Genomic DNA, 13,874 nt, shown 5'->3' on the forward strand with positions numbered 1-13,874 from the left:
AGAAGATCAATCCGGATCTTTCCTCGCGGATGTGGCGGCCCGTGACAAGCAAGAAACCGCGCACCAAACAGATCCGCACTCGCAGGATATAGCGCGGGAGGCAAGCGCGCACCAAGCCCCCGAAGCATGGTCGCAGCCGGGGCGAGAGGGCGCACAGGGCACACCGTCATCGGCGCAGGAAGATCTTCCAACATGTTCCGATCGGGAAGCGGACAACGGGCAGATAGCCGGGAGCTGCTCTGGTGTGGATAGGACAACAGCCCAGCCACTGAAGGATGCCGCCCGAGTCGATGCCCGTGAGCTCGCCGAGCAGATCGCCTCTGACGCTGACACTGACACCGACATCAATGAGCTCACCCTGAGCGACGAGATGCCCGAGGGCGGCGGTCAACCGCTCCCTCTACCGGTGAAAACCCCCGGGGATCTGCAACTCGCCCGGCTGGCGCCCACCGAGGCCCCTCGGGAGCTGGGTCAGCTGCTGGAGCGGCTGGCGGTGGATATCTATCAGGAGCTGGGCCGCCCGGAGCGTCCGCCGCTACTGCGTCTGACGTTGCCACAGCTGGGCGATCTCGCCATTCGCATCGATCACCACCATGGCGAATTGCAGATCGAGATCCTCGCCACGGAGCAAGGAGAGCTGCTGCTCAATCAGGGGCGCAGCGATCTGGTCGACCGCCTGCAGCGCCTCTATCCCGGCGAGCGGGTCGCCCTCGATCTCTTCGGCCAGCCCGACAGTGAACAGGGCTCGCGCCATACACGATCCATCTACGAAGAGTGGGATGCCGACGCATGACACCGATTACCCTCAGCTCCGCCTCGCTGGCGGAGCTGACTTTGCAACAGACCCTGAGCCAGTACCGCCAGCACTTTAACTGGAGCGGCGGCGAGCTGGCCCTCGCCATCGGTTTGCCACCAGCGACGCTCGATACCCAACTGCAACTGCAGTGGCAGGGGCTCTCTTTACCGCTGTTGTGCCACGGCGCCGAGCTGGCGCACTGGCTGGCACCCGACCTGCAGCAGGCGGCGCTGTTCAGTCTGCCCGAGCCGCTGCAACTGGCGCTGATCGAGCGGCTGGGACAACCCCTCGGGGGCCTCACCTGCTCGGCGCTGACCCGGCAAGAGAGTCGTGATAAGGCCGACGAACCCGCCCTGCAACTGCTGTTGCAACGGGAGGGGGCCAGCCTCGCCCTCTGGCTGCAACAGCCCGAGCCCCTGCTGAGCAAGTTGCCGCCACGGCCACGGCAGCAGCGGTTACCGCTACCCCTCACCCTCTCCCTGCAGTGGGGCGAGATGGGGCTGACCCTGGATGAGCTCGCCACCCTCGCCATCGGCGATGTGCTGCTGCCACCGCCGCATCCGCTGCTCGGCCAACAACTACTGATCTGCGTGGAGGGTCGCCCCTTTGCCTACTGCCAACCCCATCAACAACATCTGGAACTGATTGCCATGCACAACGCTGAACCCGCTGAACCCTTCGGCCCGACCGAACTGGAGCAACTGCCGATCCAGGTGAGCTTTGAAGTGGGCCGCCAGACGCTGGACTGGCACACCCTCACCAGCCTGCAACCGGGCGCCCTGATCGATCTTGGCACGCCCCTCGATGGCGAAGTACGCATCATCAGCAACGGCCACTCCCTGGGCGTGGGCCGACTGGTGGAGATCCAGGGCCGCCTGGGGGTACGGGTCGAGCGCCTAGGCAACGAGTCACAGTCATGATCCAGCTGCCGGACGAGCTAAACCTGATCGTCGGGCTGGCGCTGCTGGCCCTGCTCCCTTTTATCGCCGTGATGGCCACCTCCTTCGTCAAGCTGGCGGTGGTCTTCTCGCTGCTGCGCAACGCCCTCGGGGTGCAGCAGATCCCCCCCAACATGGCGATGTACGGGCTGGCGATCATTCTCAGCATCTATGTGATGGCGCCGGTCGGCTTTGCCACCCAGGATTACCTGCGCCAGAACGAGGTGTCGCTGACCAAATCCGAATCGGTGGAGAAGTTCCTCGACGAGGGGATGGCCCCCTACCGCGAATTTTTGAAAAAGCAGATCAAGCCGCGGGAGCACGCCTTCTTTATCGACAGCACCAAGCAGCTCTGGCCCAGCAAATATGCCGACCGGCTGGAGCCCGACAGCCTGCTGATCCTGCTGCCCGCCTTTACCGTGAGCGAGCTGAGCCGCGCCTTCGAAATCGGGTTTCTCATCTATCTGCCCTTTATCGCCATCGATCTCATCATCTCCAACATCTTGCTGGCGATGGGGATGATGATGGTCTCTCCCATGACCATCTCGCTCCCCTTCAAGCTGCTGCTGTTTGTGCTGCTCGATGGCTGGGCCCGCCTGACCCACGGGCTGGTCATCAGTTACGGAGGCTAGCATGAGTCACGCCGATATCCTTCACTTCACCAGCCAGGCGCTCTGGCTGGTGCTGATCCTCTCCATGCCGCCGGTGCTGGTCGCCGCGCTGGTGGGCACCCTGGTCTCTTTGCTGCAGGCGCTGACCCAGATCCAGGAGCAGACCCTGGGTTTTGTCGCCAAGCTGATCGCCGTGGTGATCACCCTGTTTGCCACCACCGCCTGGCTGGGTAACGAGCTCTACAGCTTTGCCGACATGGTGCTGTTCAAGGTGCCGCAGATCCAATGACGCTGGAGAGCCTGCAGGCCCAGATGCTGGCCTATACCTTGCTGCTACCGCGTTTTATCAGCTGCTTCGTGATGCTGCCGGTGCTGAGCAAACAGATGCTGGGAGGAGCGATGATCCGCAACGGCGTGGTCTGCTCGCTGGCGCTCTACGCCTATCCCACGGTCGCCGACACCTTGCCGGATCAGCTCGACGGCATGGCGCTGGCCATGCTGATCGCCAAGGAGGTGCTGCTCGGCCTGCTGATCGGCTTTGTCGCCGCCATCCCCTTCTGGGCCATCGAGGCGAGCGGGTTTCTTATCGACAACCAGCGCGGTGCCGCCATGGGATCCCTGTTCAACCCGAGTCTCGGCAGCCAGACCAGTCCCACCGGCCTGCTGCTGACCCAGACCCTGATCACCCTGTTCTTTGCCAGCGGCGCCTTTCTTGCCCTGCTGGCCGCCCTGTTCCAGAGCTATATCAGCTGGCCGGTCGCCCACTTTTTTCCCACCATCGACGAGCAGTGGGTCAACTTTTTCTACGGCCAGTTCAGCCATATGTTGCTGCTCTGCACTTTGCTGGCGGCGCCGCTCTTGATCGCCATGTTTCTGGCCGAATTCGGGTTGGCGCTGATCAGCCGCTTCGCCCCCTCCCTCAACGTTTTCGTGCTGGCGATGCCGATCAAGAGCGCCGTCGCCAGCCTGCTGCTGGTCATCTACATCAAGCTGATGATGGATCACGCCTATAAGCAGGTGCTGGCGGTGATGGACCCGCTGCAACTGCTGATCCCCATTCTGGAGGCGCGATGAGCGGCGAGAAGACCGAACAGCCCACCCCCAAGAAGTTGCGGGACGCTCGCAAGAAGGGGCAGGTGGTCAAGAGCAAGGAGGTGGTCTCCACCGCCATCATCCTGAGCCTGATCGGCATGCTGATGGCGATGTCCGACTACTACCTCGAACATCTGGGCAAGCTGATGCTGATCCCCGAATCCCATCTCAACCTCCCCTTTAGCCAGGCGCTCAACCATGTGCTGGAGAACCTGATGCAGGAGATGGCCTATCTCTGCATCCCGATCCTCGCGGTCTCGGCGCTGGTGGTGCTCGTCTCCCACTTCGCCCAGTACGGTTTTCTGCTGAGCGGCGAGTCCATCAAGCCCGACATCAAGAAGATCAATCCGGTGGAGGGGGCCAAGAAGATCTTCTCCATCAAGAGCCTGATGGAGTTCGCCAAATCCCTGCTCAAGGTGGCCCTGCTGAGCCTCTTGGTATGGGTCACCATCGAGGGCAACCTGCAGGCGATGCTCCAGTTGCCCGGCTGCGGCATGAGCTGCATCACCCCGGTGCTGGGGGGCATGCTGGGCCAGCTGATGGCGGTCTGCGCCATGGGCTTTGTGGTGATTGCCATCGCCGATTACGCCTTCGAACACTACCAGCACATCAAGCAGCTCAAGATGAGCAAGGACGAGGTAAAGCGGGAGTACAAGGAGATGGAGGGGAGCCCCGAGATCAAGAGCAAGCGCCGCCAGTTCCATCAGGAGTTGCAGTCGAGCAATATGCGCGCCGACGTGAAGCGCTCCTCGGTGATCGTCGCCAACCCGACCCATATCGCCATCGGCATCCGCTACGAGCGGGGAGAAACCCCGCTGCCGGTGATCACCCTCAAGTTCACCGATGCCCAGGCGCTGCAGGTGCGCAAAATTGCCGAAGAGGAGGGGATCCCGGTGCTGCAGCGCATTCCGCTGGCCCGCGCCCTCTATCGGGATGCCCAGCTCAACAACTACATTCCCGCCGACCAGATCGAGGCGACCGCCGAAGTCCTGCGCTGGCTGGAGCAGTGGCGCCAGAGCGAAGGGCCACAGTGGTAGGGCTGCAAGCTGCCCACATCGCCGAACAAACGGCATAAACAGTGAAAAACTGACAAATCCCCGACCGCCCCCTGATATAGCGCACCGCCACGGCTCGTTATCATCCCCTTATCGTCAACCCTGTCGGGAATCACATCATGGCCTTACCAGCAATCGGTGGACACATTCACCTCAACCACACCGCGCCGTCTCATCAGGCAGAAGCCAGCCCGCTGCTGACCCGGGGCAACAAACTGTTCGAACAGTCCGTTCAGCGTGGCATCGGCCACTTCCAGAGCGGCGATCTCAAGCAGGTCATCAGCGCCCTGCGCCAGTTGCAAAGCGCCCCCGATAGCGGCAAGGCGCAGCGGGTGCAGGATGCAATCCAGCACTGGGAACAGCACCACCCGAAAGAGGTGGCCGCTCGCGGCGCTCGTCTGACCGAACTGAAACAGGCGCTGGCCGAACAGGGGGCCATCACCAGAGCCGCCCCGCGACATGAACCGAAAGTGATGGCGGGTGGCACTCAGGCACTGCTGCAAAAGAGCATGGCCGGACTGGAAAAACTGGGCAGCTACGCCTGCACCGACGCCCAGACCTTTGTCCGGCCCAACAACCCGGGCTACCAGAAGATCATCGGCAAACTCAACGACTTCGGGCAGGATCCCCAGCGTCTGGCGGCCAACCAGCGCGCCAACAACAGCGCCAATATGGCCGCCATCCAGATCACCAAAAACAAGCAGCCACTCTCCTTGCGCACCATGGAAAACATCGCGAAGGCGGTGGATGACGCCAAGGCCGGTTGCTGCTCGACCCTGGCCTATTCGGCGGCGGCCGAACTGCTGCGCCACAACAGTGATCAGCGGATCGAAGTGCTGGCCCACCGTGGCGCACAAGGTCACGCCCAGACTCACTGCTTTGTGGTGATTGGCCGTGCCGAGGGGAGTGAACTCACCAAGCCGGAGAGCTGGGGGCCACACGCCAAAGTGGTCGACCCCTGGGCCGCAACCATCGGTGCGCCACTGGTCGGCACCCCCGCCCGCCCCCCTATCGCCAACCTGTGGCCGCCCACAGAGTCGGTCTTTGATAACGCCCGTCAGGAGGATTAATGATGTTTCATGCCATGCTATCGACCCTCGTTCGCCAGCTATCCCTGCCGCAGGAGTGCCTGCACGAAGAGGGACTGGATCTGCAGGCGGGCCCCTTCAGCCTCCATATTCGCGAGCGGGATCAACTGGTGACCCTGTTTATCCCGCTGGGGGATATCCAGACCCCCTCCCTCGCCGCCATGGCCGACTGGCCGGTGCTGCAACTCAGTCGCGGCAGCGAGCAGAGCACCCTGCTCTGGTGCCGCGAGTGGCTGGATAAACTGGATGTGGATCTCCTGACCGACATGGTCAGCCGCATGTTGCATCAAGCCGACGCCCTGACCCAAAGCACGGCCCCGGCAACCCCTGGGGTCAGTGAGCCCGCAATCGAACCAGCCGTATCACGCCCGAACTGCGCTATCCCGACGACCATTCGCGCCTGAGTTTGGCGTCGGTTGATAAGGGAACACAGCGCAACCAGAACGGGGCCATCACTGATGGCCCCGTTTTGTTTCTCACGTTGAATGGATTTGCCCTACCCCACCTCCCCCAGCGCGCCGATCAGGGCGTCGAGTCCTTGATCGACCTTCGAGCGGGGGCAGCCGACGTTGAGGCGGATATAGCCTTTGCCTTCCGGGCCGTAGGTGTCGCCGCGCATGATGGCGACCCGGTATTTCTCCACCAGCAAGGTCTGCAGCGCATCCATCCGTTCGGTGGAATCGATGCCAAGGCCGCGCAGATCAATCCAGGCGAGATAGGTCCCTTCGGGCACCCGATAGTCGATGGCGGGGAAAGCCGCGTTGAGCCGCGCCGCCACCTGGGTGAGGTTGCCATGCAGATAGCTTTTCAGGGCATCGAGCCAGGCTGCGCCGTCCCGATAGGCACTGATATGGGCCAGCACCCCGAGAATGGGCGGCGATGAGAGGCCATGGGCCGCCTTGAGCCGCTGCAGATAGGCGGCCCGCGCCTCGGCGTTGGCGATAAAGGCGTAGGCGCCGCCAAGGGCGGGAATATTGAAGGATTTGGATCCCGAGCTCACCAGCGCCCAGTGGTCATCCGGCGCTACCTCACTCCACGGCAGGTAGCGGGCAAAGCTCACATCCATATGGATGTCGTCCGTGATGACCTTGACCCCGTGGCGCTGGCAGATGGCGGCCATCCGGCCGAGTTCATCCCGCGTCCAGACCCGGCCGGTGGGGTTGTGGGGGCTGCAGAGCAGCAAAATCCGGCAATCGGGGCGGGCCGCTTGCTGCTCGAAACAGACCCAGTCTATCTGGTAACTCCCCTGCTCTTTTTTAAGCGGACAAGGCAACAGCACCCTGTCATTGGCAACCAGCATATTGCCGAAGGCGTCGTAGGCGGGGGTATGCACCAGCACTCCTTCGCCCGGCGCCGACCAGAGGCTCACCAGCTGGGCAATCACATAGATGACCGAGGGGCCGTAAACCAGCGTCTCGGGGTCGAGGCTCGCCCCGTAACGGTGGGCAAACCAGTCGCTCACCGCCCCTTTGAAGTCGTCGTGATTCCAGCGGCTGTAGCCAAATACCCCGTGCTCAAGGCGGGCTGCTAACGTCTGGCGAATGCAGGGGGCGGTCGCGAAATCCATGTCGGAGATGGTAAAGGGGAGCAGATCGGCATGGCCAAAACGGTCGACCACATAGTCCCACTGGGTGCAGTAGGTGCCGTGGCGGTCGACCACGCGGTCGAAGTCATAAATATCGTGCATGAAGTTTCTCCCTCCATAAACAGGAGACATATTGGGAGAGGCAAACAAGGGGGGCTTGCGCCCCCCGTTCGGATCTTATTGGCCGGTTCAGGCCCCCATCAGGCTCTGCAGCTGGTTTTTCACCAGATGCACCTGCGGGCCGATCACCACCTGCAGGTTGTGCTCGTCGAGCTTGATCACCCCGATGGCACCGTTCGCCTTCAATACCTTGTCATCGACCCGGCTCATGTCCTGCACCGACATCCGCAGGCGAGTGATGCAGTTATCGAGCGCCAGGATGTTATCGGCCCCGCCCAAGGCGTTGAGGATGATTTCACCGTTGTAACCGCTGTTGCCAGCCTTCTTGCCCGCAGGCTGGGCAGCCTCGCTGGTTTCAATCTCACGGCCCGGGGTCTTGAGGTTAAAGCGCACGATGGCGAAGCGGAACACGCTGTAGTAGATGGCAAACCAGATGGCGGCCGCGACCGGCACCAGATACCACTTTGTGGCGGTGCCTTGCAGCACGCCGAACACCAGAAAATCAATGAGGTTACCGTCGGTGTTGCCGATGGTGACGCCGAGCAGCCCCATGGTCATAAAGCCCAGACCCGTCAGGATGGCGTGAATAACGTAGAGCACCGGCGCCACGAACAGGAACAGGAACTCAAGCGGCTCTGTGATGCCACCAATGACGCAGGCCACCACACCGGAGACCAGCAGCGCCTTGATCTTGCCGCGATTTTCCGGGCGAGCGCAGTGATACATGGCGAGCGCCGCCCCCGGCAGACCGCCCAGGAAGGCAGGCATCTTGCCCTGAGAGAGGAACGAAGTGGCAGAGACCGAGAAGCCGCTGGTGTCGGCGCAAGAGAGCTCGGCGTAGAAAATATTGAGCGCGCCGCTCACCTCGTTGCCGCACACAAGTGACGTGCCGCCCGCTTCGGTAAAGCGGATGAGCGCCACCAGAATGTGGTGCAGACCGAGCGGCAGCAGCAGACGCTCACCGGTACCGAACAGGAAGGGGCCGAAGGGACCGGCGTGGGAAATGAGCGCCCCGATACCATTAATGCCTGCGGCAAACCAGGGCCAGGCGAACGGCACGACCAAGCCGACCACACCCAGTACCAGCACTGTGATGATGGGCACGAAGCGGGCACCGCCGAAGAAGGCGAGCGCATCGGGCATCTTGTAGGTGTAGAAACGGGCGTGCAGTTTGGCGACGATCACCCCGACGATGATGGCCCCCAGAATCCCGGTGTCGATGGAGCTGATGCCGAGGATCGATTTCACCCCGTAGGCCTTCTCCGCCGCGGCATCACCGATAACGTTGGCCACGGTCAGGTAGAAGTTGATGGAGAGGTTGAGCGCCGCATAGCCGACGAAACCGGCAAAGGCCGCAACCCCCTTCTCTTCTCGCGCCAATCCCAGCGGAATGGCCACCGCAAACATCACCGGCAGGTAGATAAAGGCCACCAGCCCCACCTTGGTCATCCAGAGGAACAGCAGTTGCAGCACGGTATTGTCGAGGAAGGGCATGCTCTGCTTGACCGCATCGCTGGTGAGCGAGCTGCCGACACCGAGCAGAATGCCCGAGAAGGCCAGCAGGGCGACCGGCAACATAAAGGTCTTGCCGAGGCTCTGCAGGAACTCCCAGATGGTGGATTTGGCTTGAGGCTTGGCCATGAAACGGCTCCTTGTGAATAAACAGCAATATCTGCGGCTGCCCTCCCCCGCTCGAGGCGATCTCGACGCAATCTCGAAGCAGAGGCGCGGGTCAGCATCAGGTTTTGCCGGATGATAAATCGTTTTATCAAACTACAAGTGCCGACAAGATCACAGAATTAGGGGGCTGGCTGGCAGCTGGATCCAAATTTGTGAGCCGGATCGGCCCAATGGTGATGTAACGTTTCACTTGAGCATCTGAGCAGGTATGCTGGGGCCTCGCTCTCAATCAGCCATCGCACCCCGTTCGCCCTATGCCGTCCAAACCGCTCGTCTCGAAAAACGTCAAGATCACCGATGTCGCCCAGCGGGCGGGAGTATCGGTCACCACCGTCTCAATGGTGCTCAACGGCAAGGGGCGCATCTCGCCCGCCACCGCCGAGCGGGTGCAGCAGGCGATAAAAGAGCTCGACTACGTGCCCAACAGCGCCGCCGCCAACCTGCGCAGCCAGCAATCCAATCTGGTGGGGCTGATCCTGCGCGACATCACCGACCCCTTCTATACCGAAGTGACCGCCGGGGTGAGCGAGGTGCTGGAGCAGCAGGGCTATCTGCTGTTTCTGACCCAGTGCGGCCACAGCCCGGAGCGGTTGCAGCAGAGCATCCAGTCCCTGTCACGGCAGGGGGTGGCGGGCATCATCTTCAATCCGGTGCGCGGCGCGGCGGCCAAGACACTGGAGACCCTGCTCGATTCCGAACTGCCGGTGGTGTGCGCCGCCCGCTCCTACTATCGGGATGATGTGGACTTTATCGGCCCCGACAATACCCACGCCGCCAAACAGGCCACCACTTATCTGATCGAACAGGGTCACCGCCATATCGCCTACGTCGGCGGGCGGGCCGACTCCCTCACCCGCGCCGAGCGGATCGGCGGCTACTGCGCCAGCCTGCTGCAATATGGCCTCCCCTTCAAACCGGAGTGGGTACTGGAGTGCGAGCGCACCCAGCGCAGCGCCGCCGACACCATCGCCCAGCTGCTGCACCAGCACCCCAAGGTGACCGCCGTGCTCTGCCACTACCCCGAGGTGGCGCTCGGCGCCATCTATGGCGTCGAGGCGAGCGGCCGCACCGTGGGCAAGGACAACTACATCGGCCAGCAGGTGGCCCTGCTTGGCTTTGACGACGTGGCGGAAGCGGAACTCACCACCCCCGCTCTCACCTTTGTCAGCTCACCGGCGCGGGAGATTGGCCGACAGGCGGCAAGGCGACTGCTGGCCCGGATGCAGCAACCCGAGCTCGCCCCCAACCGCCATATCATCACCCCCAACTTGCAGAAGCGGGAGTCGGCCTGAGTTGGCAAGGCTGGCCCGTCTGCAGCAGCCCGAACTTGCCCCCATCCGCCATCACATCACCACTCACCAGCAAACCGCAGAAGCGAGAATCGGCCTGAGCTGGCTGGGCAAGCCTGCAACAGCCTGAGCTCGCCCCAACCGCCATATCATCACCGCTCACCAGCAAACCGCAGAAGCGGGAACCGGCCTGAGGCACACGGTTGCAACGCGCGGGCAAGGGGCTGTCGAGGTCAAGTAGTAAAGAAGGGGCGCAAAACGTGAGCCTGCTCACTGCGCTGGCAAGGAGAGATTGAGAGCCAAGTGGAGAGGAATATGATGGGCGCCTCCCTCTCTTCACGAGCCCCTTTATGAGCAACCCGCACGACCAGAACCCGCCAACTGAAATCCATCGCTGTGACAAATGCAGGGAGCGCACCCGCCATATCGTGGTGTTGGTGCCACGGGATCACAGCCAGGATGTGATGCCCAAAGACCCGCGCAAAGCCTTCTGGCAAGCCTTTCGCTCCAGCAGCCTGACCAATGCGGTCTTCGGCCAGACCCTCGCCTATCAGGCCACCCATGTAAAACATCTTATTTGTGAGCGGTGCGGGGAGAAGTTTCTGGAGTATTAAGTGGCGGTTGTACCCGGCATGAGGTGAAGCTCTGCCTGCGGTTGCTGTGCAAAACGGTCAGATAGAAACCTCTTAGTGAGTAATTTATTGATCTTTGGCAGGTTTTTTGCCCGACGGCGGTTTTACTCTGCCCACATCTCGATTAATATGCCCCACTTGGCAACCACTCTTGCAGAGATCACCCTGTGCAGCCGTTTCGCCATCCCCCCACATCGTCGGATAACCGCAGCAGGCTGGAGGCTGTAATCCACGGGCGGTAGCGTGTTTTTTTCTCTTTGAGACAATTCAATACACTTGTGACTCAGGGTGCAACTTGTCTTCTGCAACCAGTATATGGGTAGTTTTAATACTTATAATATTAACAACCATGTTCAAGCGCGATGTATAGTAAATGTAGACGCAAGTATTTAGTTGTTAAATACGTGATATTATTCTTAGTTAGCCTTCCTTTATTAAAGGATAAGTATAAAACAAGCATATTGCAATAGAACTCATTGATTTATTGCGTGAATTTATCGCGTGACATATTCCATTATCTATTTAATTAATTTACACGCATTTATAAATTCTTTGTGTTCCCTTAGACTTATAATAATCTATGACTTTTTAAAATCATCTAAAATTCTTTAGAGATTTAACGACACTTTGAATTCATGTAACGCTAGAAAAAATCATATCTGGAGATAAAATTGAATCATATCATATCTAGATTTTCAATAAGAAATCTATTCAACATTCAAAATGTTGACTTTATATTTGAAGATAACGAATTAATACTGGTTGGTGAAAATGGCAGTGGAAAAACCACTGTTATTAATATGCTTTATCATATGCTAAAAGCTGACTTTAAAAAACTAGAAAACTATGAGTTTGATAAAATTGAACTAGAGTTTTCCAATAAAGACATTATTAGCTTTAGCAAATATGAATTGAAGTTGCTGACTAAATATAAAGGCCGACAATCTTTTTTAAGGGTTCAGCGTAATTTAAATTCATTTTTTGAAAATTCCATGGAATTCAAAAAAGTCATCTCTGAAATAGAAAGTAACGAGTTTGATATAGATAGCATTGATAGTGAAATTTTATCAACTCGACTTGGATATCAAAAAAGCAAATGGAAAGATGAATTAAACAGTGATTTCAAATTACTTATCTCTCATCCGGAAAAGACTTTCAATCGTTTTAATGAGATCATAAAACATAATATTGGTGAAGCTGATATTTTATACTTCCCTACATATCGTCGAGTTGAAGAAGATTTAAAAAATCTAGAAATTGATATTAACGAAGAAGATGATGTTGATTTAAGAATATCCGGTTCTTCTGACATCCCAATACAATTCGGAATGAAAGATGTAAATGAAAAATTTGAAGAAATAAAATCAGAAGTATCAAAACTATCTAGTAAAGCACTCACTAATTTATCTGGGGAAATGTTAAGGCAATTAGTGCGCGGTGATGTAACAGAAGTACCAGACCTATCGAAAATTTCAAAATCCGATATTGAGGTTGTATTGGCTCGCGTCGGAACAATGTTTAGCCCAAGCGATAAAAAAGGCATCATAGATATAGTAGAGAGTGGTAGTTATCCGGCTTCAGATAATTTATTAGTATATTTTCTCAGTAAACTCGTTGAGGTCTATGGAGAGCAAAAAGAAATTGACCTATATACAGATAAATTTGTCGAAGTTTGCAATGGATATTTGGAACAAACAGAATTAGTTTACGATAAATCAAATGCAGATATCTATGTCCATAGTAATAAATCAAAAAATAAAATCTCTCTAAGTGCATTGTCCTCTGGAGAACAACAAATAGTCTCACTATTTTCAAAGATATATCTTAATTCTAAAAAGAAATTCATTATTCTATTTGATGAACCGGAACTTTCGCTTTCTATTTTTTGGCAAATGAACTTACTCCCAGATATCGTAGCATCGAAAAAATGTAGTTTGCTTATAGCTGTCACACACTCACCATTTATTTATGACAACAATTTAAAAACGAAAGCAAAAAATTTATCTGACTTCATTCATATCAACAAGGAACTCAGCTCCGATGCTTGAACAGATAAATGCCCAGATGAGTCGCTCCGCTGTCGCTATATCAATTCATAAATTCAAATTGCTAAAGAATAAAAAAACCTATGTTTTTTTATTTCTTGAAGGTGAGGATGATGTCTACTTTTACCCTCAGAATGCAAAAAATATGTACCACGATAAGTACATCCTACCTCTAAATTGTGATGGAAAAGATGGAGTTATTGAAGCAAATGAAGTTCTCTCCAAGGACCTTGGTGATTGTATCGTAGGTTTTTTTGTTGACAAAGATTTTGATGAACAAAAAAATCCTTCCATACCCAAAGACGTTTACATTACACCAACATATTCGGTGGAAAACATTGTGTACAACAGAGAGACTTTTATAAATTTTTTGATAGGTAGATTTTTATTATTGCCTACCGACGATGGTTTCACTAAATGTTTAAAACTATATGATTCTTTATCAATGAAATTCTATGAATCAATACGCCTATATAATATGTGGATATATGCTCAAAGGAATTACGCAACCGTAGATAAAGCTAAAAAACTAAATCTTCCTAAATGCTTACCCACTGAGTTCATTCATGTTACTAATGCCAACATAGAAGCCAAATACGATCTTAACCTCATTGAAACAAAACATCCGACAGCACCAAAGCTAACTCAAGAAATGCTAAGATTGGCAGATGAAGCACTGAAGAATATTAACCCAGAACTAACCTTTAGAGGTAAGTTTAACTGGCATTTTTTCTCATATATTCTAGGGCTACTCATTGATGATGCTAATGATGAAAGAAAACGGACTTACTTAAACACGTCAGTAAAATTTAATGTCTCAAGAAGAGATCCAAGAAAGTTATTTGAAGAAATATCTCCCTTTGCAAAACCCCCAGAATGTTTGCTGCAATACCTTAATAAAATAAACGCATAAAAACTTGGAGGTATAAATTACGAAGCATAT

At 56.0% G+C, this 13,874-nt stretch carries 13 protein-coding genes and 1 pseudogene; 12 read left to right on the forward strand and 2 right to left on the reverse strand.

The features are described from left to right. Window positions 1–397: 397 nt before the first annotated feature. The 8 genes and pseudogenes from OKC27_RS07580 to OKC27_RS07615 form a co-directional block, all read left to right on the forward strand. Window positions 398–793: pseudogene (locus OKC27_RS07580) on the forward strand (type III secretion system needle length determinant); the annotation flags it as partial. Beyond that, complete coding sequence (sctQ, locus tag OKC27_RS07585; protein WP_270806130.1) at window positions 790–1,716, forward strand: type III secretion system cytoplasmic ring protein SctQ; 927 nt, start codon at window positions 790–792, stop codon at window positions 1,714–1,716. The pseudogene OKC27_RS07580 and the gene sctQ, both read left to right, overlap by 4 nt. Then, window positions 1,713–2,366, forward strand: a complete 654-nt coding sequence (gene ascR, locus OKC27_RS07590) for a SctR family type III secretion system export apparatus subunit AscR (RefSeq protein ID WP_182937920.1) — start codon at window positions 1,713–1,715, stop codon at window positions 2,364–2,366. Before sctQ ends, ascR begins: the two co-directional genes overlap by 4 nt. Before the next feature lies 1 nt (window position 2,367). Then, entirely contained in the window at window positions 2,368–2,634 is a 267-nt protein-coding gene (gene ascS, locus OKC27_RS07595; RefSeq protein ID WP_005334586.1) for a SctS family type III secretion system export apparatus subunit AscS, read from the forward strand. Next, complete coding sequence (gene ascT / locus OKC27_RS07600) at window positions 2,631–3,419, forward strand: SctT family type III secretion system export apparatus subunit AscT (protein ID WP_270806131.1); 789 nt, start codon at window positions 2,631–2,633, stop codon at window positions 3,417–3,419. Before ascS ends, ascT begins: the two co-directional genes overlap by 4 nt. Beyond that, window positions 3,416–4,474: a SctU family type III secretion system export apparatus subunit AscU gene (ascU, locus tag OKC27_RS07605; RefSeq protein ID WP_270806132.1), complete on the forward strand. Its 1,059-nt coding sequence runs from the start codon at window positions 3,416–3,418 to the stop codon at window positions 4,472–4,474. Before ascT ends, ascU begins: the two co-directional genes overlap by 4 nt. Window positions 4,475–4,611: 137 nt before the next feature. Next, entirely contained in the window at window positions 4,612–5,562 is a 951-nt protein-coding gene (locus OKC27_RS07610) for a hypothetical protein (protein ID WP_270806133.1), read from the forward strand. Further along, window positions 5,562–5,984: a hypothetical protein gene (locus OKC27_RS07615; RefSeq protein ID WP_270806134.1), complete on the forward strand. Its 423-nt coding sequence runs from the start codon at window positions 5,562–5,564 to the stop codon at window positions 5,982–5,984. Before OKC27_RS07610 ends, OKC27_RS07615 begins: the two co-directional genes overlap by 1 nt. A 92-nt stretch (window positions 5,985–6,076) precedes the next feature. Here the strand turns inward: OKC27_RS07615 and OKC27_RS07620 are convergent, their stop codons facing one another. Further along, on the reverse strand, window positions 6,077–7,267 hold the full coding sequence (locus tag OKC27_RS07620) for a MalY/PatB family protein (protein ID WP_270806135.1): 1,191 nt from the start codon (window positions 7,265–7,267) through the stop codon (window positions 6,077–6,079). Between the two features lie 87 nt (window positions 7,268–7,354). Then, window positions 7,355–8,926 (reverse strand): maltose/glucose-specific PTS transporter subunit IIBC, encoded by a 1,572-nt coding sequence (gene malX / locus OKC27_RS07625; protein WP_182937923.1) that lies wholly within the window; start codon window positions 8,924–8,926, stop codon window positions 7,355–7,357. A 293-nt stretch (window positions 8,927–9,219) separates the two neighbouring features. Between malX and OKC27_RS07630 the strand changes: the two genes are divergently transcribed. From OKC27_RS07630 to OKC27_RS07645, 4 genes are all read left to right on the forward strand, one after another. Next, window positions 9,220–10,257, forward strand: coding sequence for a Mal regulon transcriptional regulator MalI (locus tag OKC27_RS07630; RefSeq protein WP_270806136.1), 1,038 nt, complete (start codon window positions 9,220–9,222; stop codon window positions 10,255–10,257). Window positions 10,258–10,604: 347 nt separating this feature from the next. Continuing rightward, complete coding sequence (locus OKC27_RS07635) at window positions 10,605–10,868, forward strand: hypothetical protein (RefSeq protein ID WP_058052881.1); 264 nt, start codon at window positions 10,605–10,607, stop codon at window positions 10,866–10,868. Window positions 10,869–11,557: 689 nt separating this feature from the next. After that, on the forward strand, window positions 11,558–12,934 hold the full coding sequence (locus OKC27_RS07640) for an AAA family ATPase (RefSeq protein ID WP_182933787.1): 1,377 nt from the start codon (window positions 11,558–11,560) through the stop codon (window positions 12,932–12,934). Beyond that, window positions 12,927–13,844 carry a DUF4435 domain-containing protein gene (locus tag OKC27_RS07645; RefSeq protein ID WP_270806137.1) on the forward strand — a complete coding sequence of 306 codons (918 nt, stop codon included), beginning with the start codon at window positions 12,927–12,929 and terminating at the stop codon, window positions 13,842–13,844. The genes OKC27_RS07640 and OKC27_RS07645 overlap by 8 nt, the downstream gene beginning before the upstream one ends. The last annotated feature ends 30 nt before the right edge of the window (window positions 13,845–13,874 follow it).

The organism is Aeromonas sp. QDB62 (assembly GCF_027705695.1).
Taxonomy (GTDB): domain Bacteria; phylum Pseudomonadota; class Gammaproteobacteria; order Enterobacterales; family Aeromonadaceae; genus Aeromonas; species Aeromonas allosaccharophila.